Raw genomic sequence first — 25,740 nt, forward strand, 5'->3', positions numbered from 1 at the left:
CGCTCGACCAGCGGAACGATTGAGCGTTCAGCCCAGGCCGATACGGACGTTCTTGATTTGCAGGAACTCCTGCAGGCCTTCCAGCCCGCCGGTACGCCCGAAGCCGCTCTGCTTGTACCCGCCGTAGGGGCCTTGCGGCGAGATCCTGCTCGTCGAATTGATCCACACCGAGCCGGATTCCAGCGCCCGCGCCACCCGGTGCGCGCGCTGCAGGTTGCGGGTGTGGATGAATGCGTTCAGTCCGTAGGCGGTGTCGTTGGCGGTTCGCACGGCCTCGTCGTCATCGGTGAACCTGATGATCGACACGACCGGGCCGAAGGTCTCGGTCTGCGCCAGCGGTGACGAGTTGTCGACGTCGGCGAATACGGTGGGCTCGACGTAAAAGCCCTGCGCCAGTTCACCGCCCACCCGCTTGCCGCCGGTGAGGAGTTCGCCGGCGCCGGTGCGCACTGCGTTATCGACGGTGTCGAGGATGCGGGTGAGGGAGCCCTCGGAGATCACCGGACCGAACCTGACCGTCGGGTCAAACGGGTCGCCGATGGTGGCGGAGCTGACCACCGCGAGGAACTTCTCCACAAAGGTGTCATACACCGATGCGTGCACCAGCAGCCGGCTCGCGCATGCGCAGCTCTGCCCGGATTGCATCAGCGGTCCCTGATGTGCGGACAGCATCGCCGCCTGATCCAGATCGGCATCGCCGAAGATGATGTTGGCCGACTTCCCGCCGAGCTCGGCGACCACGGGTGTCAGGTTGTCGGCCGCCGCGCGGATCACCGCGCGCGCGGTGGTTCCGCCACCGGTGAAGTGGACCTTGCGAATACCCGGATGCCGCACGAGGGCGTCGCCGCCTTCAGCGCCGGCGGGCAGGATGTTCACCAGACCGGGGGGAAGGCCGGCATCCAGACACAACTCGCCGAATCGCAATGCGGCCAGGGGTGCCAGTTCGGAGGGTTTGAAGATGACCGCGTTCCCGGCGGCCAGGGCCGGCGCGACACAGGAACCCGCCACCGCCAGTGATCCGTTCCACGGCGCGATCACCCCGACCACGCCGTACGGTTCCCGCTCGACGAGGTTGACGTCGAAGGACCCACTCACCGGCGTGCTCGACCCGATGATCTTGTCGGCGTATCCGGCGAAGTGGCGCAGAAAGGCCTCCAGCATGTGCGCCGTGCCGGCGTACGCCACCGGTACCGCGTAATCGTGCACATTCAGTACGGCCAACTCGTCGAGATGGTCGTGAACGACATCGGCGAGGCCGATCAGCCGGTCGCGACGGACATCGACGGTTTGCGCCGCCCACTCCCGCTGGGCCTCGCGTGCGGCACCGACGGCGCGGTCGACGTCGGCCGCGCCGGCCAACGCGACCGTCGCATTCGGCAGTCCGGTCGCGGGAAAGATGTGTTCGTGCGTGTCCGCCGTCGAGGTGATCCGGTCACCGCCGATCAACAGTCCTACCGGTCCGCCGGTCACTGTGCGGCCCATTCTTGGGTCACCCGTTGCTTCTGTTCACCGATCACCTGATTCAGGTGGGAGCCCTTCGGCCAGCCGTAGTAGGCCGCGAACTGCAAAGCAAGCTCATCCATCTCGTCAAAGGACACCTCACGGCTCTTCAGCGCTGCGTAGACGTGGCTGAGGATGGGGTAGGGCGCATCCTGAAAAGCCACACACGCGACCGTGATCAGGCGGCGTTCCTTCATGCCGAGCCCCGGCCGCAACCACATCTCGCCGAACACGAAGTTCAGAATTCCGGCGCCCTGGAACGGATTGTCCTGATTCGGCGCGAACTCCAGGCAGTTGATGTCCTTGAAGGATTGCGCGCCGACGGCCAGACGGGCTTCGGGATCACTGGGCGTGGGCAAGGGCAGCAGCGGCTCTGGCGGTGGGACCTGCTCTCCGCGTTCCCGGTGGATCCGGGCCCACTGTTCGTCGACGATCATGTTGAAGCGCGATGCTTTGGGCCATCCGGCGTACACCGCGAAATGCAGTACGGTCTCCTGCATTTCGACGATGCTCACGTCACCACTGTTCAGCGCGGCATACACGTGATCGCGCAGCGGAGTCTCGGCATCGGCATCCGCCACGCAGGCCAGCGTGACGAACCGGCGGTCGCGGCGGCTCAGGCCAGGCCGTTGCCACACCTCGGCGAACACGAAGTCGAGCATGCTCGTGGTGGCGGGTGCGGTGTCCTCGGGAGCCGGGACGGTCATCACCTCGGCGAAGGCCTGCCGGCCGCGTTCCAGACGGTCTGTATCGGTCAGCGTCACAATCATTTCCTTCTCAGCGGCCGGTCATCTGATGGTGACTCCGGCGTCGACCTTGAACTCCAGCCCGGTCACGTACCGCGCTTCGTCGGAGACCAGGAACAGCACCGCATTGCTGATGTCGATGGCCTCGGCCATCACGATGGGCAGGGCATTCTGGAAGATCGGCCCCAGGTCGGGCCGCTTCTCCCGCAACAGCGAGTGCAGCGATGCGGGCTGCATGCCGGTCTCGACCCCGGTGGGATGCACGGTGTTGACCCGGACATTCACCGCCGCAAGCTCATTGGCCAGCGCCTTGCTCATCCCGACGACGCCGTGCTTGGACGCCGTGTAGGGCGTGTGCAGCGGGCTGCCCTTGACGCCTGCCGCCGAGCTGATGTTGATCAGGCTGCCGCCGCGCTCGACCAGGTGCGGCAGGGCCGCGGCGCAGGTGTTCCAGGTGCCGATCAGATTGACGTCCACGACGGTGCGCCACTGTGCCGATGTGGTGGTGTCCCAGGTCCCGGCGGTCAGGACTCCGGCGTTGGCCACCGATGCGTCCAGGCCGCCGAGTTCGGTGACCCCGGCATCGACCGCGGCCGCGAGGGCCTCCGCATCCCGTACATCGACGACGTGGGTGACGGCCCGCCGGCCCAGTTCTCCTACCAGTCGGGCCGTTTCGGCCAGATCGTCCTGGGTGGACAGCGGGTACTCCACTTCGGGAAGCGAGGTGCAGATGTCGATCAGGATCAGGTCGGCGCCCTCCTGCGCCAGCCGCACCGCGTGGCTGCGACCCATCCCGCGGGCCGCACCGGTGATCAGGACGCGCTTGCCCTCGACCCGGCCGTTCATAGCTTGTTGCAGAAGCCGGCGTCGACCGGGAACGTGACCCCGGTGACGTATTTGGCGGCGTCGGAGACCAGATAGCCGATCGCCGCGCTGATGTCTTCGGGTTCGAGCATGGACACCGGCATCGGGTTCTGCAGATGCGGCCCCGCGCCGGGATACTGCTCCAGGAAGGCGGTCATCGCCGGATTGTTCGCCATCATGGTGTTGACACCGGTCGGGTGCACGGTGTTGACCCGGATGCTGTGGGGGGCAAGGGCGTTGGCCAGTGTCCGCATCAGGCCGACGACACCGTGTTTGGATGCCGCGTAACCGAGGCCACCGCCCTGCGAGCCGCCGAAACCCTTGAGCCCGGCCGTCGAACTGGTGAACACGATGGCGCCGCCGCGCTCACCGGCGATCAGGTGCGGAATGGTGGCTTTCGCGGTGTGGAAGGAGCCGATGAGATTCACGTCGATGGCTGCGGACCACATGTCGAGGTCCTCTTCGATACTGACCTCGCGGAAAGCCGTCGGCGCGATTCCTGCATTGGCGCAGACGATGTCGAGTCGGCCGAAGTGCGCTACCCCGGCGTCGACCGCTGCCTGGACGGCATAGAAGTCGCGGACATCGGCTACCGTACCCAACATCTTCGCCCCGGCGTTCTCCACCAGTGCGATCGTCTCGTCCAGTTCGGCACGGCTGGCCATCGGATAGCCGTTGGCCGGGATGTCGGCGCAGATATCGATCCCGATGATGTCGGCGCCCTCGCTTGCGAGCCTGATCGCGTGGCTGCGGCCCTGCCCGCGTGCCACGCCGGTGATGAAGGCGACCCTGCCGTCCAATGAGCCCATGAATCCTCGCTTCGTTGCGGGTGCCGCCTCTGCGTGCGGCGCTCCGGAGTAACCGGGTTACTGCGGGTACGGTAACCAAGTTACTGACGATGGGCAAGGGGGTGCGCGATGGCGGAGATCGATGACCGGCTCCTCGCCGTCGTCGTCGAGATTCTCGAGACCGAGGGCTATGACGCGGTGCAGTTACGCGAGGTGGCCCGCCGCGCGCGCTCGTCGTTGGCCACCATCTACAAGCGGTACACCACCCGTGAGGACCTGATCCTCGCGGCGCTCGAGGTATGGCTGGACGAGAACCGATATTCCGAGGTCACGCCGCATCGGCGGGCTGAGGGGGAGACTCTGCACGAGGCGATGATGTCGCTGTTTCGCACCATCTTCGAACCGTGGGAGCGCAATCCGGGAATGCTGACGGCCTACTTCCGGGCGCGGTCATCAGCCGGTGGGCAACGCCTCTTTCGGAGGGGTTTCGATATCGTCGGGCCGGCAGGTCTTGAGCTGATGGCCGATGTCGACGACGACTTCGTCGCCGACCTGAACACGGTCCTCTCCAGCGTGGTCTACGGATTGCTGGGCCGGTTCGTGGCCGGTGAAATCGAGACCACCGATATTCTGCCCGCTCTGGACCGCACGGTCTACTGGCTCACCACGGGTTACGAATTGTCGAAAAGTGGTGCAGCAGAATAGTTCAGCCGCCGGAAAGTCTATCGTCGAGCAGCGCGAGCGCCGCCAGCAGAGAACCCTCGGGCATCGGGGTGTTGTCTGATGCCGCCATCAGCACCCCGACGATCGCCCCGGCGATCACCCGGCGCGCGAGTACGTCCGCGGGCGCGTCGGGGCGTTCGGAGAGCGCGTCGGTGATCAGGTCGATCACCCGGATGTACTCGGTGTAGAGCAGGCCGCGCGCTTCGGGCACTTGGTACATCAACCGCTGCCCGGTCGCGGCATCTTCACGCTCCTCGGGTGTCATCGCGCCGAACACCTGGGCGACCGCGTGCCGGTAGGCGGCGATGATGGACAGTTCCGGGGGAGCCGTGGCGAAGGCCGCCACGATCGGCGCGGTCTGATCGTCGGACAGCAGCACTGCTTCCTTGACCCCGAAATAGCGATAGAACGTGCGCGGTGAGATGTCGGCGCTCTCGGCGATCTGCTCGACGGTCGTGTCGGCGTAGCCCCGCGCGGCGAACAGTTCGAAGGCTGCCCGGCGGATGGCGATGCGCGTGCTGATCTTCTTGCGCTCCCGCAGACTCTTCTCGACTTCAGGTGTCGCCACGACCCCATTGTCCACCTACGGCGGACGTGTTCAGCCGACCAGCGTGTTCGCCGCGCCCGCCATGTGTTCGGCGACGGTGGCCGCTGCCAGGGTGGCGTCTCCGGATTCGATGGCGTCGACGATGTCGTAATGCCGCTTGGCGTTCATGTTCTTGATGGCGCGGTCGACGCCGGCGAACATGATCGACATCCGGATGCTGCCCTCCAGCGATGTCCACTGGTGCAGCAGCGTCTCGTTGCCGGTGAGTTGGCACATGGTGCGGTGGAAGCGCAGGTCGGCCTCGATCCGGTCCTCCAGGTTCGCCTCGGCCCAGCGGTCCATGTCGTCGACGGCGCCACGCAGGGTCGCGACGGTTTCGGTGCGGTCGGGCCGTGCGGCGAGTTCGTGGGCGGCCATCGACTCCAGCGCGGCGCGGACGTTGAAGATATCGCGAATCTCCTTGGCGTCCAGGTGCCGTACCGCGAGCCGCCCGCGGGCCCCCGCCGAGATGAGGCCCTCCTGCTGGAGTTGGCGCATCGCCTCGCGCAGGGTGCCCCGGCTGATCTGCAGCGCGTCGGACAGATCCGTTTCCACCAGGTGGGTGCCCGGCGTGAGCTGGCCGGTGGTGATGGCGCGGCGCAGTGCGGTCAACGCCTGTTGGCGCAGGCTGGTTTTCTCCAGGCGCAGCAGAGATGTGGAATCCACGGTCATCCTGCGCTCCTTGACTGTCAACATTCAGATGTCAACACTTTACAGCCGTTCGAGCACCGTGGCGACGAGACGCGCGGTCGCGAGCCCGTAACGGTCGTGCAGGGTCGGCAGCGCGCCGGCGGCCAGGAACTCGTCCGGTAATGCGACGGGGGTGATCTGCTTGCCCAGCCCACGCTGCACGACCGCCGAGGCGACCGTCTCGAACAGACCGCCGATCACCGTGTGATTCTCACAGGTCACCACCAGGCGATCCGTATCCACCTGTGCCAGCACGGTTTCGGCGTCGAACGGCTTGATGGTCGGGGTGTGCACCACGGCCACGTCGACATGGTGGGCGGCCAGCTGCTCGGCGGCCTGCAGGGCGCGCATCGTCATCAGGCCCGACGAGATCAACACGACGTCGGATCCGTCGCGCAACACCTTGGCCTTGCCGAGTTCGAATCGGTAGTCGTACTCGTCCAGCACGGTGGGCACGTTTCCGCGGAGCAACCGCAGGTAGGTCGGCCCGGCATGCTCGGCCAACTGCGGGACGGCCTGCTCGATATCCACCGAATCGCACGGATCGACGATGGTCAGGTTCGGCACACCCCGAAAGATGGCGATGTCCTCGGTCGCCTGGTGCGACGGGCCATAGCCGGTGGTCAGCCCGGGCAGGCCACCGATGATGTTCACGTTCAGGTTCGGCTCGGCGATGTCCAGGCAGATGAAGTCATACGCGCGCCGCGCCGCGAACACCGAATAGGTGGACGCGAACGGGATGAGGCCGGTTTCGGCCATCCCCGCGGCGGCGCCGAAGAGCAACTGCTCGGCCATGCCCATCTGGAAGAACCGGTCCGGGAACTGGTTGGCGAAGATGTGCATATCGGTGTACTTGCCCAGATCGGCGGTCAGGCCCACGATCCGGTCATCGGCCTGGGCGGCCTTGACCAGTGCGTGCCCGAACGGGGCCGGGGTGGTCTTCTGGCCCGGATCGGCGAACGAGGCGATCATCGCCGAGGTCTTGAGCTTCGCGGGCGCGCTCATGCCGGTACTCCCTGGTATCCCTGGGTCAATTGGTCGCGGCAGATCTGCCACTCGTCGGAGTCGATGCGCATGAAGTGCGCCTTCTCCCGGTTCTCCAGCAGCGGCACACCGCTACCGATCTTGGTGTCGCACAGGATGACCGACGGCACACCGGTGCTTACGGCGTCGAAGGCGCCGAGCAGCGCGCCGACATCGTTGCCGTCCACCCGCGCCACCTGCCAGCCGCACGCGGCCCACTTGTCGGCGATCGGCTCGGTGCGCAGCACACCGGCCGTCGGTCCGTCGGCTTGCAGCGCATTGATGTCCACCATGGCGATGAGGTTGCCCAGTCCGTGGTGCGCGGCGCCCATCGCGGCCTCCCAGGTCGAGCCCTCATCGAGCTCACCGTCGGACAGGAAGTTGATGACGCGGGCATCCGAGCCCTGGTGCCGCAATCCCAGCGCCATCCCGACCGCCACCGTCAGGCCATGCCCCAGTGAACCGCCGGAGATCTCCATACCCGGTGTGTAGCTGGCCATCCCGGACATCGGCAGCCGGGAGTCATCCGATCCGTAGGTGTCGAGTTCGTCGACGTCGATGATGCCGGCCTCGGCCAGCGCGGCGTACAGCCCGATGGCGTAGTGGCCCGTCGAGAGCAGGAACCGGTCCCGGCCCGCCCAGTGCGGATCATCGGCGCGGTAACGCAACTGGTCGACGTACACGGCGGCAAGCATGTCGGCGGCCCCCAACGCCTGGCCCACATAACCCTGCCCCTGGGCCTCGCCCATGTTCAGGGCATGGTGTCGGATCCGGAAGGCGGCCTGTGCCACCTTCTCACTGCGCACATCGGTCGTTGCCGCGCTCACCCCGCCCATCAGACGCTCGCCCCGTGCGGCACGGGAGTGTCCATCGCGGCCTTGTCGGCCAGCATGCGCTCCCGAGGTCCCCAGGTTTCGCGGGTGAGAATCGCCGCGATCAGGCCGATGGCCATGTAGGCGCTGAAGAGCAGGGCCGGGCCGGTCCAGCCGTAGGCCTCGTACAGCAGGGTGGTGACGAAGGGAGTGAAGCCCGAGGCGATCGCCGAGATCTGGTAGGCCAGAGAGGCACCCGAGGAGCGGGTGTTCGCGTTGAACAGTTCGGGGAACCATCCGCCCTGCGAACCGGCGAGCGCGTTCTGGAACACGCCGTAGGCGATGACGAACGTCGCGACGATGAGAATGAACACACCGGTGTTGACCAGCATGAACATCAGCACGCCGAACGGTATGCCCAACGCGCACACCCAGAGGTAGAGCGGACGGCGACCGATCTTGTCGGTGAGTTTTGCCCAGGCGAAGGTGGCGAAGATGCCGACCGCCGATGCGATGCACAGGGCGCCGATGGTCTGGGACCTGGTCGCGAGTTCGGCGTTCTTCAGGTAGGACAGCATGTAGGTGATGGACACCGCGTAGCCGGCCGTTTCGGCGATGCGAAGGCCGATGCCGCGCAGAATGTTTCGCCAGTCGGTCTTGACGACCTCGACGATCGGCGACTTGATGATGTTGCCTTCGTTCTTGACGTCCTCGAACACCGGGGATTCGGGCACCTTGGCCCGGATGATCAGGCCGACGATGACCAGGACGGCGCTTGCGAGGAACGGCACCCGCCACGCCCAATCGCCACCGAGGTGGATGCTGAAGAAGAACACGAGGTTGGCGATGAGCAGTCCGACGGGGAATCCGGCCTGCACGATGCCGGTATAGCGGCCCTTCTTCTTCCACGGAGCGTGCTCGTAGCTCATCAGGATGGCGCCACCCCACTCGGCACCGAACGCGAGACCTTGGATGATGCGCACGGTCACCAGCAGGATCGGGGCAAGCACGCCGACGGTCTCGTAGGTCGGCAGCAATCCGATGGCGAACGTGGCCAGACCCATGAGGATCAGCGAGGCGACCAGAACCGGCTTGCGCCCTATCTTGTCACCGAGGTGGCCGCCGATGATGCCACCGAGGGGCCGGGCGACGAACCCGACGCCGAGCGTCGCGAACGCCAGCAGAGTGCCTGTCACCGGGCTGGAGTTCGGGAAGAAGGCGGTACCGAAGTACAGCGCGGCTGCCGTGCCGAACCCGATGAAGTCGTAGGTTTCGATGACAGCTCCGACACCGGAGCCGATCGCTACCCGCTTGGCGTCCTTGGTGCCATGCACCGGACCCCGCATCTTCAGAGCGTCGTCGCTCATGGTGGACATCCTTTCAAATCCAGTTCTACCTGGTGTTCCTACTGGCCATTCCGGTCACTGTTGACGGTCAACAGTGCGGTGCGTCACCCAGTGTGAGCACGCCCACAGTGAATGTCAACAGTCAACATAAATGAAGTGTCGCCCGTTGACTGTTAACAGTTGACTGGGTTACTGTGTCAGTCATCACAACGCAGGAGGTGACGGGGTAAGTGACATCGACAGGCCGCTTCAGCACCAGGCTCGGCTGCTCGACCATCAGTTTTCGGCACCAGGATCTGGCTCGGGCGCTGGCGACGATTGCCGGCCTCGGCTTCACCGAGATCGACCTGGGCGCGCTGCCCGGCGTCTGCGACCACGTCCCGTACGTGCTCGATGAGGCCGCCCTCGAGGCGGTGTCCGAGACGGTCACCGCGTCCGGCCTGGCGGTGCGATCCATCAACGGCGATATCGGCGACCTGAACGCGATGTTGGACACCGAGCAGCAGCGCGCCCGCCTGCGCCACCTGACCATGCTGGTCGCCCTCGCATCGGCCACCGGTGCCCGTGCGCTGGTGCTGCCCTGCGGGGCGCTGGCCCATGCGCCGGTGTCCACGTTGGACGAAGACCTGGACCTGGTCGCCGACGAACTCACCGCCGCCGCGCATATCGCCGCCGGTGCACGGGTCGAGCTCTGGACCGAATCACTGCATTTTTACCGGCTGTGCTGCGACATCGACCGGGCTCAGGCCTTGCATGAACGACTCGACGCCCGGGTGGGCATCGTGATGGATTTCAGCCACATCGTGGCCTCCGGCGGCGACCCGGTGGACTACATCGGCCGGATCGGCGCGCGCATCGCGCACGTCCACATCCGCGATGCCGTGCCCGGGAACATCAACCTCTCGGTGGGCAACGGGGCCGTCGACTTCGGCCGCGGACTCAAGGCACTGGCCGACGCCGGCTACACCGGCCACTTCTCGCTGGAGCTGGAAACCCGAGATGTCACCCATGACGAACGGCCCGCGGTGACTGTCGCTGCCGGCCAACTGATTTCCGAACTGATCTAGAAGGAGCACCCATGAGCATCGAGAAGACCGCCGTCATCACCGGCGCCACCTCCGACAAGGGCATCGGCGTGACCGTCGCCGCCCGCTACGCGCGGGAGGGCTGGGCCATCGTCATCCTCGACCTCGATGCCGAGTTGAGCGCCAAGGTGGCCGCCGAGATCGGCAACCAGTACGCGGTCCCGGCCTTCGGTCACGGCATCGACGTCACCTCCGAGGAATCGGTCACCGCCGCGTATGACGCGGTCGCCGCCGAGGTCACCGCGGGCAACCTGCCCCCGATCGGCGCGCTGGCCAACATCGCGGGCATCACGTCCCCGGTGCCGTTCCTGGAGACCACCCTGGAGCTGTGGAACAAGGTCTTCGCCGTCAACTCCACCGGTACCTACCTTGTCACCCGCGCGTTCCTGCCGGCGATGATCGAGCAGGGCTGGGGCCGCATCGTCAACATGTCGTCGGTGTCCGCGCAGCGCGGTGGAGGCGTGTTCGGCAAGGTGCCCTACTCCTCGGCCAAGGCCGCCATCCTCGGTTTCACCAAGGCGCTGGCCCGCGAGGTCGCCGACAAGGGCGTCACCGTCAATGCCGTCACCCCGGGCGCGGTGGACACCAACATCCGCGTCGGATCCACCGACGAGCAGGAGGCCGCACTGGCCGCCGCCATCCCGGTCGGCCGCACCGCCACCACCGAGGAGATCGCCGCGGTGATCACCTTCCTGTCCAGCGAGGACGCCAGCTACCTGACCGGAACCACCGTTGACATCAACGGTGGCAGCCACATTCACTAACCGACTTTCACGTAGATGAGGTCCGTGCCATGACACGTCTGTTCAACGACCCGGCCACCTTCGCCGAGGACATGCTCGCCGGCTTCCTGGACGCCAACTCGCACTATGTGGTGGGTGTGCCGGGCGGCGTGGTGCGCGCCACCGAGACGCCGGCGGGCAAGGTGGCGGTCGTCGTCGGCGGCGGCTCGGGCCACTACCCCGCGTTCTGCGGGGTGGTCGGGCACGGCTTCGCCGACGGCGCGGTGGTGGGCAACATCTTCACCTCCCCGTCGGCGCAGGAGGCCGCCTCGGTGGCCCGCGCCGCGCACGGCGACGCGGGCGTGCTGCTGCTCACCGGCAACTACGCCGGCGATGTGATGAACTTCGGCCTCGCGGTCACCGCGCTGCGGGCCGAGGGCATCGACGCCCGCTATCTGGGCGTCACCGACGATATTGCCAGCGCCACAGCAGAAGACATCGGGAAGCGACGCGGGATCGCCGGAGATTTCACCGTGTTCCGTTGTGCCGGCGCGGCGGCGCAAGAGGGCACCGATCTCGACGGCGTCGAACGGGTGGCCGTCAAGGCCAATGCGGCTACTCGCACCCTGGGCGTGGCGTTCGAGGGGTGCACCCTGCCCGGTGCGGACCGGCCGCTGTTCGTCGTCGCCGAGGGCCAGATGGATCTGGGCCTGGGTATCCACGGTGAACCCGGAGTGGCCAGCCACGCGATGCCGACGGCCGCCGAACTCGCCGACCTGCTGGTCACCGGAGTGCTGGCCGAGAAGCCGGCGGGGTCATCCGAGCGAATCGCGGTGATCCTCAACGGTTTGGGCCGCACCAAGTACGAAGAGTTGTTCGTGGTGTGGAACACGGTGGCGGCCAGGCTTGCCGAATCGGGCCATGCCGTGGTGTCACCCGAGGTGGGCGAACTGGTCACCAGCCTCGACATGGCGGGCTGCTCACTGACCGTGATGTGGCTCGATGACGAACTGGAGCGGTTGTGGACCGCACCGGCGGATACGCCCGCCTATCGCAAGGGCGCGGTGACGGCCGGCGCCGGGACCCGGCGTGCCGATGACGTCGCCGATGCTGTTGCGCGACAGACCATCGCGGGGGACGCGGAGTCGCAGAAGGTGGCCGCACTTGTGGCCCAGGGGCTTTCGTGTGTCGCCGCGCAGATGGTGACGGCGGAGCACGAACTCGGGCGCATCGACGCGGTCGCCGGGGACGGTGACCACGGGCGCGGCATGGTCAAGGGCACCACGGCGGCTGCCGACGCCGCCGCCGACGCCGTGAACTCGGGCGGCGGAACCGCCTCGGTGCTGACCGCGGCCGGCGAGGCGTGGGCGGCCAAGGCCGGCGGTACGTCCGGCGTGCTGTGGGGCGCGGCGCTCTGTGCGGCCGGCGCGGCGCTGGGCAACCGCGGTGTACCCGGTGGACGGGAGATTGCCTCGGCGCTGCGGGCCGGGCATGACGCGCTGGTGGCGCTGGGCCACGCCGAGCGCGGTGACAAGACCATGCTCGATGCGCTGGGCCCCTTTCTCGATTCGTTCGAAGCTGCCATCGACGCCGGAACCGGCTGGCGCACAGCGTGGCTCGAATCCGTGGAAACTGCCCAGAAGGCGGCCGTCGAGACGGCCGACCTTCGGCCCAAGGTCGGCCGGGCCCGACCACTGGCAGAACGCAGCGTCGGCACCCCCGACGCGGGCGCCATCTCACTGGCCATGTGTGTCCACACCGTGGCCGAACTGATCGAGGAGAATGCATGACCCTGCGCGTGGTGATCGGCTGCGATGACGCCGGACTGCAGTACAAGGATGTTCTGCGTGGCGACCTGGAGTCGGACCCGCGGGTGGACTCCGTGGTCGATGTGGGCGTCGGCCCCGATGAACACACCGCCTACCCGCACGTGGCGGTCACCGCGGCCCGCATGGTGGCCGAGGGGCGGGCCGACCGGGCGCTGCTGATCTGCGGGACCGGCCTCGGGGTGGCCATCGCCGCCAACAAGGTGCCCGGCGTGCGGGCGGTCACCGCCCACGACAGCTTCTCGGTGGAACGCGCGGTCCTCAGCAACAACGCCCAGGTGCTGTGCTTCGGTCAGCGGGTCGTGGGTGTCGAGTTGGCCCGCCGGCTGGCGGCCGAATGGCTGGGCTACCAGTTCGATCCGGCCTCCGCCTCGGCGGAGAAGGTCGCCGCCATCTGTGGGTACGAACCGCAGAACGTGTGACGGGGTAGCGGGCATCCGGCCCCCACGGCACGGCTAGGGTTGTGCCGTGTCCGATGACCTCTGGACGGCTGCCACCCGGCACCCGTTCCTCGACGCGGTGCGTGACGGCACCATCACCGATGCGGCCTTCGACAAGTGGCTACGCCAGGATGCGCTGTTCGTGGCCGACCTGCTGATCTTCCAAGCCCGGCTTCTTGCCCGGGCGCCCCGTGCCGCCCAGCAGGTGCTGGTCGGTGGATGTGCCGCGCTGGTGGCCGAGCTGGACTGGTTCGAGGAGCAGGCGGTGCGACGCGGCATCGATCTGAACGCCGAGCCGCTGCCCGCCACGCTGGCCTACCGGGAGCTGCTGCAGCGTCTCGATGACGAGCCCTATGCCGCCGCAATCACCGCCCTGTGGGTCATCGAGCGGGTCTATCTGCTCGGTTGGACCTCCGCCGCGCCCGCCGCGGCGCCACTCGATGAGTTCGTCGAACACTGGACGACGCCCGATTTCGCCGGGTATGTCGAGGAGCTGGGCGCCCTCGCGTCGCCGGGTGAGCATGCGGAACAGGTCGATGCGGTGCTCAAGCTTCGAGGTGGCCTTCTGGGATATGGCGCTGGCATGACGCTGTCTGCTCAGTTGTGGTCGGAGAACGCCGATATCACCGCCGAGGTGTTGGCCAACCCGTTCGTCCGCGGGATCGGGGACGGAACCCTTACGCGGGAGCTGTTCGCCGGCTACATCGCCCAGGATGCGTTCTTTCTCGAATCCTTCGCCCGTGCATACGCTTTGGCGCTGGCTCGTAGCACCGACACCGAGACGCTGCTCACGTTCGCCGATCTACTGGCCGGCGTTCGGGAGGAACTGGGCCTGCATGCCAGTTACGCGGCGTCCTGGGGCATCGACATGGCCGGGGTCACGCCGGCCGCCGCAACGCTGGCCTACACCGAGTTCCTGCTGGCGACCGCGGCGACCGGAGGTCTGGGGGAGATGTGTGCGGCGATGACGCCGTGCATGCGGCTGTACGCCCACATCGGGTCCCAGCTGGACGCGGGTACCGCGGGGCCGTACGCGCAGTGGGTGCAGACCTATGCCGACCCCGGTTTCGAGGAGATCGCCGCGCTGTTGGAACGGCTCCTCGATCGGCTCGGCGACGACAGCACGACCATTCGGCGGGCGTACCGGCGCGCGATGCGGCTGGAACTGGAGTTTTTCGCCGCCGCGTACGGGGCCTGACCGTGAGTGCGGGTGGACTCGCCGAAACACCTACGCCAGTTCAGCCGGGTGGCGGCCGCGCTCGCGAGACTGAAGCCGGGTACAGATCGGCGTGTTTTCAGCTACGTGGGTTGCAGTCTCGCGAGACCCGCACGCACGAGACTGAAATCCTGTAGAAACCGGCGTGGCGATTAGTGCCGGATATACCTTCTCGCTTTAGCGTTGCGGGGCAGCGGCTTTCGTGACCGCGTTCAACAGCGCGTCGCAGAACGCCGGTAGATCGTGGGGGGTCCGACTGGTGATCAGATTCCCGTCGACCACGACTTCCTCGTCGACGGTCTTCGCTCCGGCATTGCGCAGGTCGATACGAAGGCTGGGATATGAGGTGACGGTGCGGCCCTCGACCACGCCGGCGTCGATCAGCACCCACGGGCCGTGGCAGATGACCGCCACCGGCCGACCGGACTCGACGAAACGGCGCACGAACGCCACCGCGGATTCGTCGGACCGTAACTTGTCGGCGTTGACGGTGCCGCCCGGAATCACCAGCGCGTCGAATTCGTCGGCGGAGGCACCTTCGACCTGGCGATCCACCCGGAACGTGCCGGCGGGCTCCAGATCGTGGTCACGTGCCTCGATTTCGCCGTCCTGTAGGGACAGCAACTCGATCGCGCCACCGGCGTTGACGATGGCATCGCGCGGTTCGGCGAGCTCACGGCGCTCAACACCGTCGGTGGCCAAAATGGCGAATTTCATGCCCTGCAGGGCTGTGGACGTATCAGTCATGGAAAAGGGCTGCCCGGCGATGTGCGCAGCCAAACATGGCCCACCTGCACCACGTGGTTGCAGCTGACTCAAGTCATTTCACACACCGGCATCGTCGAGTCGGCCGCGGCGGGCGGGCCAGGCGATATTGTCGGTGTCGGCGGCTCCGGACCACTCGGCGCCCCAGACCGCGGACAGGGACGGAGCGAACATGGCTGTGGTGAACGGCCCTTCGGCGCGCGAGGCGAAGCGTCTGCAGACCCGCGAGCGCCTGATGGGCGCCGCAGTCGCCGAGTTCAAGCGGTCCGGGATGGCCGAGGCCGATGTCGCCGCCATCGTGGCGGCTGCCGGGGTGGCCCATGGCACCTTCTTCTTCCATTTCCCCACCAAGGAGCACGTTCTCCTGGAACTGGAGAAGCGCGAAGAAGACCGGATGGCCAAGCAGTTCGGCCGATACCTCGAAAAGGGCCACGACCTGGAATCGGCGCTGTCCGAAGCGGTGCGGTTGGTGCTGGGGCTGGAGCGCCGCCTCGGCGACGTCCTGTTCAAGGATTTCCTGGCGTTGCACTTCTCGCAGACGCGCCCGGATTCCGAGGACGGCGGTGACCACTCGCTGGTTCTGCTGCTGGCCCAGCGCATCGAGCGGGCCCGGTCCGAGGGGCAGGTGGATCCCGAGGTCCAGTCGATCAACAGTGCGGTGTTCTTCCTGCTGTGCCTCTACGCGCTGGCGATCACCACCAATGACCCGATGCGCCAGGACCTGCTCGACGATCTGGTCAAACGCACCATGCGGAGCGTCGCCGCCGCGGGATGAGCCGGCGCCATCCCCGGGGGCTGATGCTTGTCCGGCGAGCATTTGCATGACTAGAGTCAGTCAACATGCGATCGTCAGCCGCTTCGGCGACCCTGTCTCTGGACGAGCAGATGGAGGAGTCGCGACTGGCTCAGCGCCAGGCGGACCGGTGGTTGATCAGCGGCAGCATCCTGATCGGCACTGCCGCGTTGGGCATCTTCGGTCTGCCGTTGTTTCTCCGGGGTGTGTGGCTGCTGCGCCGGGCGCAGCACAACGGATTGTCGGTGCGGCCGATGATGGTCACCCTGCTCGGGTACCTGGTCATCATCGACGCGGCGATCAACACCGTCGGATGGGCGCTCGACCTGATCGGTAGCCACACGCTGCTGGCGAGGGTGTTGTTGAACGGTTGGGGCCACATGTTCGACGCCGGATACTTCTGGCATTTCAACGAACTCTGGGTCGGTGGGGCGTCCGGGCCGGGCGAGAAGGCGATGGAAGTCGGGATGATCCTCACGGTGTTCACCATGCGGATCGCGGCCGCGATCGGGTTCCTGCAGATGAAGCGTTGGGGTCAGCAGTGGATGATCGTCACGTGCTGGATGGGCGTGGTCATCTGGGTGCTCTACGTGTTCAACATGACGATGTTCGCCGACGTGCGGTTCGCGGGAACCATCTTCCCCGTCGTGGGCTGGTGGCTCTACGACATCTTCTACATCACCCCGTTTCTCGCGATCCCGTATCTGCATACCGTGAACCGCGAAATATTCACTGACTGATGTCACCAGGCCGTCCGCAAGATCGGCTTCGAGCAGTTCATTCAGCGGCGGTCATGGATCTCTATTGACCTAAGTCAGTCAGTGAAGTAGAAAAGGAACATCATGTCGCCAAAGGTGCAGCCGCCGCTGCGTCACGTGCACAGGTTTCCGGCGCCGGGGCGCACCGCCACCGACGCCGGCGGATCCCCGAAACGCCGTGCTCGACAGGCGGGTTTCCTCCGCGGCACGCGGTGTGCAGATCCGATGAAACCGCCAACGAGGAGGTTCGACCGTGGACTATCTGTGGGAGGTCTTGCGCTACGTCGCAGCCTGGGGCGGCACCGGCCTGGTCATCTGGTTCTGGTACTGGATGTTCTCCAACATCGGCACCTTCTGAACCGAGCGCACGTGGGTCCTCCGGGAACCGTCCATGGCTGACCTCGACGACACCTCGGCGATGGCGCTGGAACGCAGCTGCTCGCTCACCGCGGTCGCACTGAGCGGCGAGCAGCGCGCGGGTGTCCGCCTGGTCACCGGAGCGCACCGCGGTTTCGGCCTGAACTCGTCGCGCACCTTCATCCACGTCCCCTACCCGCAGCTCGGAGCCGACTGGACCCGGCGCTCCCTGACATGCGGTATCGCCCTGCAATGTTCGTCATCGAAGGACCGGGTCGGCGAATACCGGATCGACGAATTGTCTGCCCGCGAGCTACGCGCGCTGGCCCTCGTCGAGGCGGCTGTCGCGCTGGGCTGGATCGCTTCGCGCTGGCCCGGGCTGATGCCTGAATGCCGCCGGCTGCTGCCCGAACTGGAGCCGGCCGACCTCCAATTGGATGCCCACACGATGATCAGCCGCGCGATCGAACTCGCCCGCAGCGCCGACGGGCTCACCGTCCACCCGCTGCTGGGGCGGCTGCCCGCGATCTACACGACACCGACAGGCCTGGTCGACAAGCTACGGCGGCAGTTCGGCAGGATGCCGTGGACCACCACGCAGCAACGGATGCCGCGGCCCTACTCGGTGCCGGTGGGCGGTGACGGCGGTGTACGCAATCCCAACCTGCCGCCACCGAGCCGGCCACAGGACAACGACATGGATGTCACCCCCGAGCACCGGCCCGGGATCCCGTACCCGGAGTGGAACGCCTGGACGAAACGCTTCCTGCCCGATCATGTAGCGGTTCTGGAACTGGCCCGCGACCGCCGTGTCGACCCCGCGAAAACGGACTCGGTCGATCTACGCGCATGGTTCCAGAAGAACACCCACCGCGCCATGACCGCTCGCCTGGAGGACGGCTCGGACCTCGATATCGACCAATACGTGCGCCATTTCATCGATCTGCGCACCGGTGAAGCGGCCGAGCCGCGCCTGTTCCGGGAACTGCTGCCCAGCAACCGCGATGTCAGCACCGCGCTGCTGCTGGACGGCAGCTCGTCGCTGGGGGTGCACGGTGGCAGGGTGTTCCGGCTGGAGCTGGCCTGCGCGGATGCGTTGTCGCGGGCGATGACCCAGGCCCGGGAACGTCACGGCATCTTCGTGTTCACCGGCAACACCCGCCATCGCGTGGAAGTGCGCTGCCTCAAGGACTTCCCGGAGGCGCGGTTCGTCCCGCCCAGCGGACTGGGACTGTCCACCGGCGGCTACACCCGCCTCGGTGCACCCATCCGTCACCTGACCGCCCGGCTGCTCGCGCAACCCTCGGAACGGCGGCTGCTCATCATCGTCGGGGACGGGATGATCTCCGATGAGGGCTACGAGGGCCGCTACGCATGGTCGGACGCCGCGCATGCGGTCGAGGAGGCCAACGAGGCGGGCGTGAGCGTCTACTACGTCGGTGTGGGGCCGGCCCGGGTCGACCCGCTGCCCGAGGTGTTCGGACCCAAACGTTCACAACGCATCCGGCGAATCGAAGAGCTGCCCCGCGTGCTCGCACACGTACACCGGGAGCTCGTCAGCGCATGACATCAGGAGTCAGATGAGCAGCGAGACATACTATTCCAGCGGCAACGTGGTGCAGCTCTTCGAGCAGGCATTCACCCGCAAGATCCCGGTCATGCTCACCGGGCCGACCGGGTGCGGCAAGACCCGATTCGTCGAACACATGGGATCCCTGCTCGGCCGACCCGTCGTCACCATCAGCTGCCACGATGACCTGACCAGCTCCGATCTCGTTGGCCGCTTCATGGTCACCGGCGGCGACGTGATCTGGACCGACGGGCCACTCACCAGAGCCGTCAAGACCGGGGCCATCTGCTACCTCGACGAGGTCGTCGAGGCACGCCACGACTCGCTGGCCATCCTGCACTCATTGACCGACCACCGCCGCACCCTGTATCTGGATCGCGCGGATGAAGTCGTCACGGCGCCGGAGGAATTCATGCTGGTGTGCTCCTACAACCCCGCCTACCGCAGCTCACTGAAGCAGCTCAAGCCGTCCTTCCGGCAGCGTTTCGCCACCCTGCCGATGAACTATCTACCGCCGGAACGGGAGGCCGAAGCCGTCGTGTCCGAGGCCGGTATCGACGTGGCGGCAGCCCGGCGGCTCGTCAACTGCGCCAACGCCATCCGCACCGCCGATGAGGCCTTCCACTTCGAGCCGCCGTCGACGCGGGTGCTCGTCACCGCAGCCCAACTGATCGCCGCCGGTGCCGGCGAATTGGAAGCCGCCGAAGCGTGCATCCTCGCACCACTGAGCAGCGACGGAGCCATCAATGAGGGGCTCCGGGAGATCGCGGCGGCCGGGCTACTGGCCACCGACACACTCTGAGAGGGGATTTCACCATGGTCGATCAGAAAGAGAAGAAGCGTAAGCGGGCGCTCATCGTGTTCCAGATCGCCATCTACGGCTACCTGCTCACGATGTTCCTCATCCAGCTCTACATGTCCTTCGAACGCGGCTGGTGGTATCTGTGAGCCTGGCTGTCGGCGGTTCCGTCAGCCTGGAGGACCACGGCGAGGAGTCCCGGCTCGCCCAGCGACGAGCCGACAAATGGATGATCGTCGGTGCCGCGCTCATGGGCATGTGGGTACCGGGGTTGATCGGCTTCCCGATCTTCATGCGTGGCGTGTGGCTGCAACGGCAGGCGGCGCGCGCCGGACTGTCGGTGCGCCCGATGATCGTCACCCTGATCGGCTACCTGGTGCTGATCGACGGAATGCTCAACAGCCTGGGCTGGGCGCTGGACCTGGTCGCCAATCACACCCTGATCAACCGGGTTCTGATGGTCGGCTGGGGCCACATGTTCGACGCCGGATACTTCTGGCACTACAACGAACTCTGGATCGGCGGCGCCGCGGGACCCGGCGAGAAGGCCATGGTGGCCGGCATGATCATCACGGTCTTCGCCATGCGGTGCGCCGCGGCCATCGGATTCCTGCAGATGAAGCGCTGGGGCCACCAGTGGATGATCGTCACCTGCTGGATGGGCGTGGTGATCTGGACCGTCTACGTCTTCAACATGACGATGTTCGCCGACGTCCGGTTCGCGGGCGTCATCTTCCCGGTCATCGGTTGGTGGCTCTACGACATCTTCTACATCACCCCGTTCCTCGCGATCCCGTACCTGCACACGGTGAATCGCGAGATCTTCACGGACTGAAGGAGTGACACCGTGACAACACCGCAACCCGAAACAACCGCCGAGGATTTGCCGCCGGGCACCACGCCCTATTACGCGCGGATGCACAGGTACATCAAGCGTGCCGTGCTGGTCTGTCTGATCGCGCTGGTCATCGAGGGGGCCTTCACGCTGCCGTTCATGGCGGTCTACTACGGCTACCCGACGCTGAGCCTCACCCAGATCTGCAGTGAACTTCTCAAGGTGCGCTACTCCGATGACGCCCTGGAGTGCAAGTTCCCCTACCCGCCGCTGGGACCGCCGGAAGGCGCCGAGGGCAAGGACACCGCCCGGGATGTCTGGGGAATACAGCCCATCCCGCAGTACGACCGGCTCGGATTCCGGGAATTGGTCGACCGCTATGAGGCACGCCAGGCCCGGCTCGCCGAACAAGGCGGCTGAGATGGGTTCAAAGCTGCGGGTGATCCAGTGGGCCACCGGCAACGTCGGCACCCACGCGTTGGCCGCCGTGCACGACCATCCCGACCTCGAACTCGTCGGCGCCCGGGTGTACAACGAGGCGAAGGCAGGCCGCGATATCGGCGATGTCGCCGGAATCGGCGAGACCGGCGTCCTGGCCACCACCGATGTCGACGAGATCCTCGCGCTCGACGCCGACTGCGTGCTGTACATGGCCGAGGGCGAGTGGAATCCACCCGTCGCGCTGGACGATATCTGCCGGCTGCTGGCCTCGGGGAAGAACGTGGTGTCCACCGCCGTCACCGCGTGGATCTACCCGCAGAGCGCCGGCGACGACGTGGCGCAGCGCCTGGAGACAGCCTGCCAGGAGGGCCGGAGTTCTTTCCACGCCACCGGAATTCAACCGGGCTGGGCTGCGGAGGTGCTCCCGCTGACGATGTCCGGACTGTTCCGGCACATCGACTCGCTGCTGGTGCAGGAGCTGATGGACTACTCCACCTACAACGTGCCGTTCGTATTGTTCGAGGTGATGGGCTTCGGCAAACCACCCGATGAGCGGGTGCCGATGGACGAGGCTGCGATCGGCGGACTGTCCTTCAAAGCGCCGCTCATGCTGCTGGCGGAGGGCCTGGGCGCCACCATCGACGACTACATCTGGGAGCGCGAGGTGGCGGTCACCGACACACCGATCGATGTCAAGGCCGGCCGCATCGAGGCGGGAACCGTTTCTGCGCAGCGCTTTTCCTATACCGCGGTGATCGAGGGCAGGCGGGCACTGACCGTCGAACACATCACCCGACTCGGCGCCGAGCAGGCGCCGGACTGGCCGAACGGGCGAGGCTGGAAGGTGACCGTCGAGGGGGCGCCGTCGATGGTGCTGGAATCCCGGATCGCCATCCACGACGAGGATGACACCGATCAGGGGTGCCTGGGCACCGCGATGCATGCCGTCCACGCGATCGCTCCGGTCTGCGCCGCCGCGCCGGGGATCCGCACCTTCCTGGACCTGCCCACCATCGTGGGCCGCGGTGTGCTGTCGAAAGGCTTGAGGCGATGAGCTATCGGGTGATCCAGTGGATGACCGGCGATGTCGGACAGGTCGGTGTGCGGCATCTCGCCGACAATCCGGTGTTCGATCTCGTTGGGGTGCTGGTGCATTCCCCGGAGAAGGTGGGTATGGACGCCGGCGAGATCGTCGGCATCGAGCCCACCGGAGTGATCGCCACCGATGATGTCGACGCCGTCCTGGCCCTCGACGCCGACTGCGTGTTCTACACCCCGATCATCATGGACGTCGCCACCGTCTGCCGAATTCTGCGCTCCGGTAAGAACCTGGTCACCACCAGCGGGTTCTTCTATCCGTCACCGGATTTCGCGGATCCCGGCGAACAGATTCGCGCCGCGTGCACCGATGGCGGCACTTCGTTTCACGGCGGCGGCATCCACCCCGGGTATGCCGGAGATGTCCTTCCGCTCACCCTGGCCCGGGTGATGAGCCGGATCGACAGCATCCAGGTCTACGAGGTCGTCGACGTCCTCAAGGATGCGCCGCTGGACCATATCGACTGGATGGGGTTCGGCAAGGACAAGGACACGTTCCTCACCGAGCCGACGATTCTCGGGCTCGGACTGCCGTTCTTCGCGCAATCGATGTACATGATCGCCGACGGTCTCGGTGTCACCATCGACGAGGTGACCGCCGCCGAGATCGACGTGGCGACGGCACGGGAACCCATTGCGCACGACGAGGGCGCGATCGCGGTCGGCACGGTGGCCGCGCAGCGACACGAATGGACGGCGTGGGTGAACGGCCGGCCACTCATCGTCTTCCACGCCATCTATGTCACCGCGGGGCCGGACAAACTGGATCCGCCGTGGGACTGGGGCGAGACCCGCTACGAGATCGTCATCGACGGGGATCCGCCGACCGAACTGACCCTCAAGGGCGTCAGCAGGCCGGACGGGACGATGAGCCATCCCGGCTATGACTGGACCGCGATGGGTGCCATCAACACCATCCCCGCGGTGTGCGATGCCGCACCCGGCTGGGTCACCCATCTGGATCTGGGACTGGTGCGGCCGCGTGGACTGGTCCGGCCGTGACCGATACGCAGGAGTACCTGGAGCTTCCACACATCCGGTATGAAGATCTCCCGATGACGCGCGATCGCGGGGTGGGGTGGTCGGCGCTGCGCGGCCTCGGCCCCGTCGTGCGCGGTGATGGTTGGTATTACCTGACCCGGCGCGAGGATGTGCTCGGCGCCTTGCGCAGTCCGGAGGTCTTCTCGTCCGGCATCGCCTATGACGACATGATCAGCCCGGTCCCTTTGGTGCCGCTCGGTTTCGATCCCCCGGAGCACACCCGATACCGGCGCATCCTGCACGAGTACTTCAGTCCACAGACCCTCGGCCCACTCCTGCCGTCCCTGCAGGCCCAGGCCATCGAGATCATCGAGCAGATCGCCGAGCGGGATGAATGCGAGGTGATGGCCGATCTGGCGACCCCATACCCGTCACAGGTATTCCTTACGCTGTTCGGACTCCCGCTACAGGACCGGGCGAGGCTGGTCGGGTGGAAGGACGCGATCATCGCGCTCAGCCTCACCACCGACCCGTCCAGCGTCGATCTCACCCCGGCGGTCGAGCTGTACACGTACCTGGCCGAATCCGTGGCCCAGCAACGGGATCAACCATGCGCGGGGATTCTGTCGGACCTGCTACATGCGGACGAGCCGCTCACCGACAACGAGGCGGTCGGGCTGTCCATGGTGTTTGTGCTCGCCGGGTTGGACACGGTCACCGCCACCATCGGCGCCACCATGGTCGAACTGGCGCGTCGGCCTGCGCTTCGACGCTCGCTCCGGGAAAACCCCGACGAGGTGGCGGTGTTCGTGGAGGAGATGGTCCGGCTGGAACCGGCGGCACCCGTGCTGGGGCGGGTGACGACCCGGCCGGTGACCGTCGCGGGTGTGACCATTCCGGCTGGCGCCGACGTCCGGTTGTGTATCGCGGCGATCAACCGCGATGGCAGCGACGGCTGTTCGGTCGACGACTTCGTGCTGGACGGAAAGCTGCACAAGCACTGGGGTTTCGGCGGCGGACCGCACCGTTGCCTCGGGTCGCACCTGGCTCGGATGGAACTCAAGCTGGTCGTCACCGAGTGGCTGGCCCGCATTCCGGACTTCCGTCTGCCGCCCGGCTACATCCCGGAAATCACCTGGCCGTCCCCGACCTGCAGCCTGCCGCGGCTGCCGTTGTTGCTGGGGCCTGCTCAGAACTGAACGCCGCGGGTCAGGGCTCCGTCGACGAGCAGGTTCGTCCCGGTGATGAAGCTCGCCGCTCCACTGGACAGGAACACCACCGCGTTGGCGACCTCCTGTGGGGTGGCCATCCGGCCGGTCGGGTTGAGCGCCAGGGCGGCGGCGAACAGTTCCGGGTTGTTCTGTTCGATGGACGGCCACACCCCACCGGGAAAGTAGGTGTTCCCCGGGCTGACGCTGTTGGCGCGCACACCCTTTCCGGCGAGTTGATAGGCCAGCCCCTGCGTGTAGTGGATGATGGCGGCCTTCATCGTCCCGTACGGGCCCGCCGCGAAGTCCACCTCCCGGCCGGAGACACTGGAGATGGTCACGATCGACCCGGCGCCGGAGGCCTCCAGATACGGCAGTGCGGCGTCCACGAGGCCGACGGTGCCCATCAGGTCGACTTCGAAGGTGGTGCGCCAGTTCTCCGCCGACTCCGGGATGGCGAGCGCGCTGACGTTGGCCACCACGCCGTCCAGACCGCCGAACGCGTCGGCGGTGGCATTCACCCACGCCGCCAGCGTCGCGGTGGCGCCGACGTCAACCGCCGAGCCGAGGGCGTCGCCGCCGAGTTCCTGCTGTGCCTGCGCCACATCCTCGGAGGTTCGCGCGCAGAAGGCGACCTTGGCGCCCTCGGCGATCAACCCTTCTACCACCGCCCGTCCGATGCCGCGGGTACCGCCGGTGACCGCGAAGCGTTTGCCGGTGAGTCGGAGATCCATGATGAGCCTTCCCTAGTACGTGATGGTTCCGAATGACCGTGCCGCGGCGCGCAGTTCGCTATGCACGCCGCCGTAGGCGGCAGCGCTGGGCAGTAGCCGCTTGTCGATCTTGGTCACCGCGCTGTAATTGGTGTCCACCACGTTGGCGATCGGCGCCAACGAGATCTGGGTGAGCAACTGGTAGGCGTCGAGTCGGTCCAGCCCGTACAACTCGCCCAGCCACGTGATCATCTCGACCTGTCCGGCCCGCCAGGCCTCCTCCAGCGGGCGGCCGGACCCGATGCACATCAGGTGGGTGTCGGTCTCCAGCCGTGGCCAGGCGGGCCCGCCGCCCTTGATGAGTTCGACGATCGCGGTCACGTTCATCGCGCCCTCCACGGCGGTGCCGCACGACTCGCCCTCGCCCTGGCGGTAGTGCCCGTCGCCGAGGGAGAACAGCGCGCCGGGCACATTCACCCGCAGATAGCAGGTGGCGCCCACCGTCATCTCGGGGGTGTCCATGTTGCCGCCGAATACATCGGGCACCAGCGAGGTGCGCACCTCGCGGCGAGCCGGGGCAACCCCGACGGTGCCGAGCATCGGGTTGGCGGGCAGCGCCACCTCGAAATTGCTACCCTTCGCCGAAAAGCCGACAGTCTTTGTCGCCGAGTCGTATTCGTAGATCCAGGTGCGCTCGGGCAGTGGTTCCTGCAGTGTCGGGCTCACCGGCACGCTGGTGAGCCCGCCGAAGAACGGGATCAGTGTCGAGGCACCCCAGCTGCGCGCCGGCGTTAGATCCACCAGATGCACGGCCAGTGTGTCCCCGGGTTCGGCGCCTTCGATCCAGAACGGTCCGGTCTGCGGATTGAGGTCCTCGGTGTCCAGCGCGCTGCTGGCCACATCGTCCGCACTGGTGATCCGGCCACCGTAGGCGTCCTCGGTCCACAGTGTGAGCACCGTCGGCGCCGTGATCCGCATGACCGGATCGGCGCCCCCGAAGGTGAACGCGAACTGCTCGGGTGACGGGACGAAGGTGACGTGGTCCATCACGTCAT

General features: G+C 66.6%; 28 protein-coding genes and 1 pseudogene. 17 read left to right on the forward strand and 12 right to left on the reverse strand.

Annotated features, from left to right (window positions below):
* Positions 1-27: 27 nt before the first annotated feature.
* From C6A86_RS01645 to C6A86_RS01660, 4 genes are read right to left on the reverse strand one after another with little or no spacing between them, the layout of a single operon-like run.
* Positions 28-1,482: an aldehyde dehydrogenase gene (locus tag C6A86_RS01645; RefSeq protein WP_105363247.1), complete on the reverse strand. Its 1,455-nt coding sequence runs from the start codon at positions 1,480-1,482 to the stop codon at positions 28-30.
* Positions 1,467-2,270, reverse strand: coding sequence for a carboxymuconolactone decarboxylase family protein (locus tag C6A86_RS01650; RefSeq protein ID WP_199196178.1), 804 nt, complete (start codon positions 2,268-2,270; stop codon positions 1,467-1,469). Before C6A86_RS01650 ends, C6A86_RS01645 begins: the two co-directional genes overlap by 16 nt.
* Positions 2,271-2,288: 18 nt before the next feature.
* Positions 2,289-3,092: a mycofactocin-coupled SDR family oxidoreductase gene (locus C6A86_RS01655; RefSeq protein WP_311100999.1), complete on the reverse strand. Its 804-nt coding sequence runs from the start codon at positions 3,090-3,092 to the stop codon at positions 2,289-2,291.
* A complete protein-coding gene (locus tag C6A86_RS01660; protein WP_105361434.1) occupies positions 3,089-3,919 on the reverse strand; it encodes a mycofactocin-coupled SDR family oxidoreductase in 831 nt (276 codons plus the stop codon). Before C6A86_RS01660 ends, C6A86_RS01655 begins: the two co-directional genes overlap by 4 nt.
* Positions 3,920-4,027: 108 nt before the next feature.
* Here C6A86_RS01660 and C6A86_RS01665 point away from each other — a divergent pair, with 108 nt between their 5' ends.
* Positions 4,028-4,603, forward strand: a complete 576-nt coding sequence (locus C6A86_RS01665) for a TetR/AcrR family transcriptional regulator (RefSeq protein ID WP_105361433.1) — start codon at positions 4,028-4,030, stop codon at positions 4,601-4,603.
* A 1-nt stretch (position 4,604) separates the two neighbouring features.
* Here the strand turns inward: C6A86_RS01665 and C6A86_RS01670 are convergent, their stop codons facing one another.
* From C6A86_RS01670 to C6A86_RS01690, 5 genes are all read right to left on the reverse strand, one after another.
* A complete protein-coding gene (locus C6A86_RS01670; protein ID WP_311101000.1) occupies positions 4,605-5,189 on the reverse strand; it encodes a TetR family transcriptional regulator in 585 nt (194 codons plus the stop codon).
* A gap of 30 nt (positions 5,190-5,219) precedes the next feature.
* Complete coding sequence (locus C6A86_RS01675) at positions 5,220-5,879, reverse strand: GntR family transcriptional regulator (protein WP_105362550.1); 660 nt, start codon at positions 5,877-5,879, stop codon at positions 5,220-5,222.
* Positions 5,880-5,918: 39 nt separating this feature from the next.
* Positions 5,919-6,902: a transketolase family protein gene (locus C6A86_RS01680; protein ID WP_105362551.1), complete on the reverse strand. Its 984-nt coding sequence runs from the start codon at positions 6,900-6,902 to the stop codon at positions 5,919-5,921.
* Positions 6,899-7,669, reverse strand: coding sequence for a transketolase (locus C6A86_RS01685; protein WP_233212940.1), 771 nt, complete (start codon positions 7,667-7,669; stop codon positions 6,899-6,901). The genes C6A86_RS01680 and C6A86_RS01685 overlap by 4 nt, the downstream gene beginning before the upstream one ends.
* Positions 7,670-7,755: 86 nt before the next feature.
* Positions 7,756-9,099, reverse strand: a complete 1,344-nt coding sequence (locus tag C6A86_RS01690; protein WP_105362565.1) for an MFS transporter — start codon at positions 9,097-9,099, stop codon at positions 7,756-7,758.
* 209 nt (positions 9,100-9,308) lie between these two features.
* On the opposite strand from C6A86_RS01690, the gene C6A86_RS01695 reads away from it, so the two are divergent.
* The 6 genes and pseudogenes from C6A86_RS01695 to C6A86_RS01720 all read left to right on the forward strand — a co-directional run bounded on the left by C6A86_RS01695 (position 9,309) and on the right by C6A86_RS01720 (position 14,349).
* Positions 9,309-10,145, forward strand: a complete 837-nt coding sequence (locus C6A86_RS01695) for a sugar phosphate isomerase/epimerase (RefSeq protein WP_105362553.1) — start codon at positions 9,309-9,311, stop codon at positions 10,143-10,145.
* 11 nt (positions 10,146-10,156) lie between these two features.
* Entirely contained in the window at positions 10,157-10,927 is a 771-nt protein-coding gene (locus C6A86_RS01700) for an SDR family NAD(P)-dependent oxidoreductase (RefSeq protein ID WP_105362554.1), read from the forward strand.
* 29 nt (positions 10,928-10,956) lie between these two features.
* Complete coding sequence (locus tag C6A86_RS01705; RefSeq protein ID WP_105362555.1) at positions 10,957-12,675, forward strand: dihydroxyacetone kinase family protein; 1,719 nt, start codon at positions 10,957-10,959, stop codon at positions 12,673-12,675.
* Positions 12,672-13,133: a ribose-5-phosphate isomerase gene (locus C6A86_RS01710; RefSeq protein WP_105362556.1), complete on the forward strand. Its 462-nt coding sequence runs from the start codon at positions 12,672-12,674 to the stop codon at positions 13,131-13,133. The genes C6A86_RS01705 and C6A86_RS01710 overlap by 4 nt, the downstream gene beginning before the upstream one ends.
* A gap of 97 nt (positions 13,134-13,230) precedes the next feature.
* Positions 13,231-13,596, forward strand: a pseudogene (locus C6A86_RS01715) (TenA family transcriptional regulator); the annotation flags it as partial.
* 138 nt (positions 13,597-13,734) lie between these two features.
* Positions 13,735-14,349, forward strand: a complete 615-nt coding sequence (locus C6A86_RS01720; protein WP_105362558.1) for a TenA family protein — start codon at positions 13,735-13,737, stop codon at positions 14,347-14,349.
* A 195-nt stretch (positions 14,350-14,544) separates the two neighbouring features.
* On the opposite strand, the gene C6A86_RS01725 is transcribed toward C6A86_RS01720, so the two are convergent.
* Positions 14,545-15,114, reverse strand: a complete 570-nt coding sequence (locus tag C6A86_RS01725; protein WP_105362559.1) for a type 1 glutamine amidotransferase domain-containing protein — start codon at positions 15,112-15,114, stop codon at positions 14,545-14,547.
* Between the two features lie 190 nt (positions 15,115-15,304).
* Here C6A86_RS01725 and C6A86_RS01730 point away from each other — a divergent pair, with 190 nt between their 5' ends.
* The 10 genes from C6A86_RS01730 (at position 15,305) to C6A86_RS01775 (ending at position 23,963) form a co-directional block, all read left to right on the forward strand.
* A complete protein-coding gene (locus C6A86_RS01730) occupies positions 15,305-15,907 on the forward strand; it encodes a TetR/AcrR family transcriptional regulator (RefSeq protein WP_105362560.1) in 603 nt (200 codons plus the stop codon).
* Positions 15,908-15,972: 65 nt separating this feature from the next.
* Positions 15,973-16,665, forward strand: coding sequence for a hypothetical protein (locus C6A86_RS01735; RefSeq protein WP_105362561.1), 693 nt, complete (start codon positions 15,973-15,975; stop codon positions 16,663-16,665).
* Positions 16,666-17,074: 409 nt separating this feature from the next.
* Positions 17,075-18,607, forward strand: a complete 1,533-nt coding sequence (locus C6A86_RS01740; protein ID WP_105362562.1) for a nitric oxide reductase activation protein NorD — start codon at positions 17,075-17,077, stop codon at positions 18,605-18,607.
* Between the two features lie 13 nt (positions 18,608-18,620).
* Entirely contained in the window at positions 18,621-19,412 is a 792-nt protein-coding gene (locus C6A86_RS01745) for a CbbQ/NirQ/NorQ/GpvN family protein (RefSeq protein ID WP_105362563.1), read from the forward strand.
* Between the two features lie 14 nt (positions 19,413-19,426).
* Positions 19,427-19,558, forward strand: a complete 132-nt coding sequence (locus C6A86_RS01750) for a hypothetical protein (RefSeq protein WP_255419436.1) — start codon at positions 19,427-19,429, stop codon at positions 19,556-19,558.
* Positions 19,555-20,244, forward strand: a complete 690-nt coding sequence (locus tag C6A86_RS01755; protein WP_372513111.1) for a hypothetical protein — start codon at positions 19,555-19,557, stop codon at positions 20,242-20,244. The genes C6A86_RS01750 and C6A86_RS01755 overlap by 4 nt, the downstream gene beginning before the upstream one ends.
* Positions 20,245-20,325: 81 nt before the next feature.
* Positions 20,326-20,664 (forward strand): hypothetical protein, encoded by a 339-nt coding sequence (locus C6A86_RS01760; protein ID WP_396835446.1) that lies wholly within the window; start codon positions 20,326-20,328, stop codon positions 20,662-20,664.
* Position 20,665: 1 nt separating this feature from the next.
* Positions 20,666-21,739 carry a dihydrodipicolinate reductase gene (locus tag C6A86_RS01765; protein WP_105363029.1) on the forward strand — a complete coding sequence of 358 codons (1,074 nt, stop codon included), beginning with the start codon at positions 20,666-20,668 and terminating at the stop codon, positions 21,737-21,739.
* Complete coding sequence (locus C6A86_RS01770; RefSeq protein WP_105363030.1) at positions 21,736-22,785, forward strand: dihydrodipicolinate reductase; 1,050 nt, start codon at positions 21,736-21,738, stop codon at positions 22,783-22,785. Before C6A86_RS01765 ends, C6A86_RS01770 begins: the two co-directional genes overlap by 4 nt.
* Positions 22,786-22,838: 53 nt before the next feature.
* Positions 22,839-23,963 carry a cytochrome P450 gene (locus tag C6A86_RS01775; RefSeq protein WP_105363043.1) on the forward strand — a complete coding sequence of 375 codons (1,125 nt, stop codon included), beginning with the start codon at positions 22,839-22,841 and terminating at the stop codon, positions 23,961-23,963.
* Here the strand turns inward: C6A86_RS01775 and C6A86_RS01780 are convergent.
* Positions 23,954-24,706 (reverse strand): SDR family NAD(P)-dependent oxidoreductase, encoded by a 753-nt coding sequence (locus C6A86_RS01780; protein WP_105363031.1) that lies wholly within the window; start codon positions 24,704-24,706, stop codon positions 23,954-23,956. The two genes, C6A86_RS01775 and C6A86_RS01780, sit on opposite strands and share 10 nt — an antisense overlap.
* Before the next feature lie 12 nt (positions 24,707-24,718).
* Positions 24,719-25,732, reverse strand: a complete 1,014-nt coding sequence (locus tag C6A86_RS01785) for an acetamidase/formamidase family protein (protein WP_105363032.1) — start codon at positions 25,730-25,732, stop codon at positions 24,719-24,721.
* Positions 25,733-25,740 lie beyond the last annotated feature (8 nt).

The sequence above is a fragment of the Mycobacterium sp. ITM-2016-00316 genome, from assembly GCF_002968335.2.
Classification (GTDB): Bacteria; Actinomycetota; Actinomycetes; order Mycobacteriales; family Mycobacteriaceae; genus Mycobacterium.

Coding starts and splice junctions, on each gene's coding strand:
- C6A86_RS01770 (WP_105363030.1), top strand. CDS start 21,736: ATGAGCTATCGGGTGATCCAGTGGATGACCGGCGATGTCGGACAGGTC.
- C6A86_RS01710 (WP_105362556.1), top strand. CDS start 12,672: ATGACCCTGCGCGTGGTGATCGGCTGCGATGACGCCGGACTGCAGTAC.
- C6A86_RS01685 (WP_233212940.1), bottom strand. CDS start 7,669: ATGGGCGAGGCCCAGGGGCAGGGTTATGTGGGCCAGGCGTTGGGGGCC.
- C6A86_RS01680 (WP_105362551.1), bottom strand. CDS start 6,902: ATGAGCGCGCCCGCGAAGCTCAAGACCTCGGCGATGATCGCCTCGTTC.
- C6A86_RS01655 (WP_311100999.1), bottom strand. CDS start 3,092: ATGAACGGCCGGGTCGAGGGCAAGCGCGTCCTGATCACCGGTGCGGCC.
- C6A86_RS01750 (WP_255419436.1), top strand. CDS start 19,427: ATGGTCGATCAGAAAGAGAAGAAGCGTAAGCGGGCGCTCATCGTGTTC.
- C6A86_RS01720 (WP_105362558.1), top strand. CDS start 13,735: ATGACGCTGTCTGCTCAGTTGTGGTCGGAGAACGCCGATATCACCGCC.
- C6A86_RS01730 (WP_105362560.1), top strand. CDS start 15,305: ATGGCTGTGGTGAACGGCCCTTCGGCGCGCGAGGCGAAGCGTCTGCAG.
- C6A86_RS01650 (WP_199196178.1), bottom strand. CDS start 2,270: ATGATTGTGACGCTGACCGATACAGACCGTCTGGAACGCGGCCGGCAG.
- C6A86_RS01735 (WP_105362561.1), top strand. CDS start 15,973: ATGCGATCGTCAGCCGCTTCGGCGACCCTGTCTCTGGACGAGCAGATG.
- C6A86_RS01660 (WP_105361434.1), bottom strand. CDS start 3,919: ATGGGCTCATTGGACGGCAGGGTCGCCTTCATCACCGGCGTGGCACGC.
- C6A86_RS01760 (WP_396835446.1), top strand. CDS start 20,326: ATGCACAGGTACATCAAGCGTGCCGTGCTGGTCTGTCTGATCGCGCTG.
- C6A86_RS01705 (WP_105362555.1), top strand. CDS start 10,957: ATGACACGTCTGTTCAACGACCCGGCCACCTTCGCCGAGGACATGCTC.
- C6A86_RS01785 (WP_105363032.1), bottom strand. CDS start 25,732: ATGGACCACGTCACCTTCGTCCCGTCACCCGAGCAGTTCGCGTTCACC.
- C6A86_RS01665 (WP_105361433.1), top strand. CDS start 4,028: ATGGCGGAGATCGATGACCGGCTCCTCGCCGTCGTCGTCGAGATTCTC.
- C6A86_RS01780 (WP_105363031.1), bottom strand. CDS start 24,706: ATGGATCTCCGACTCACCGGCAAACGCTTCGCGGTCACCGGCGGTACC.
- C6A86_RS01645 (WP_105363247.1), bottom strand. CDS start 1,482: ATGGGCCGCACAGTGACCGGCGGACCGGTAGGACTGTTGATCGGCGGT.
- C6A86_RS01725 (WP_105362559.1), bottom strand. CDS start 15,114: ATGACTGATACGTCCACAGCCCTGCAGGGCATGAAATTCGCCATTTTG.
- C6A86_RS01675 (WP_105362550.1), bottom strand. CDS start 5,879: ATGACCGTGGATTCCACATCTCTGCTGCGCCTGGAGAAAACCAGCCTG.
- C6A86_RS01745 (WP_105362563.1), top strand. CDS start 18,621: ATGAGCAGCGAGACATACTATTCCAGCGGCAACGTGGTGCAGCTCTTC.
- C6A86_RS01690 (WP_105362565.1), bottom strand. CDS start 9,099: ATGAGCGACGACGCTCTGAAGATGCGGGGTCCGGTGCATGGCACCAAG.
- C6A86_RS01765 (WP_105363029.1), top strand. CDS start 20,666: ATGGGTTCAAAGCTGCGGGTGATCCAGTGGGCCACCGGCAACGTCGGC.
- C6A86_RS01775 (WP_105363043.1), top strand. CDS start 22,839: ATGACGCGCGATCGCGGGGTGGGGTGGTCGGCGCTGCGCGGCCTCGGC.
- C6A86_RS01740 (WP_105362562.1), top strand. CDS start 17,075: ATGGCTGACCTCGACGACACCTCGGCGATGGCGCTGGAACGCAGCTGC.
- C6A86_RS01700 (WP_105362554.1), top strand. CDS start 10,157: ATGAGCATCGAGAAGACCGCCGTCATCACCGGCGCCACCTCCGACAAG.